At 71.7% G+C, this 537-nt stretch carries 1 protein-coding gene; it reads left to right on the top strand.

What is annotated here, in order from left to right:
- A partial coding sequence (locus G3I71_RS46340) for a TetR family transcriptional regulator (RefSeq protein ID WP_164324949.1) occupies positions 1-537 on the top strand: 537 nt, incomplete at both ends.

Here is a 537-nt window from a genome sequence, read left to right as displayed (position 1 = left end):
GGCCCAACTCTTCGCCGAGCGGGGGTACACCGCGACGACAGTCACCGACATCGCGGCGGCCGCGAACGTGTCGGAGCGCACGTTCTTCCGGTACTTCGAGAACAAGGAATCCCTGCTGTTGCCGGACAGCGCCGAGCTGTTCGCCTTCATCGAGGCCGCCCTGGCCGGACGCCCGCGCGACGAGGACCCTCTCGACGCGGTGTGCCACGCGTTGTTGGAGGCCGCGGTGCCGTTCGCGCGGAGCACCCTGGCGGGTCTGACCCACTCTCTGGCGGGCACGGAGGGGCAGGCGCTGATCCGGTCCCGGTTGATGCAGGCCTTCATCGAGTTCGAGGACCGGCTGGCGCTCCTCGTACGGGAACGCCTCCCGGCCGACCTGCCCGACGCCGACCTCCACGCGAACGTGATCGCCTGCTCGGCCCTCTCCGCGGCCCGTGCCGTACTGCGGACCCAGCGGGCCCGCCGCGAGGCCGGTACCGCCGGAGACACCGCCCCGCTCCTGCCCAAGGCCTTCGACCTGCTCGACCTCGCCCCGAA

Source organism: Streptomyces sp. SID12501 (genome assembly GCF_010550245.1).
Classification (GTDB): Bacteria; Actinomycetota; Actinomycetes; order Streptomycetales; family Streptomycetaceae; genus Streptomyces.
Note: the sequence above shows the minus strand (reverse complement) of the source record. Positions and strands in the feature narration are given on the sequence as shown.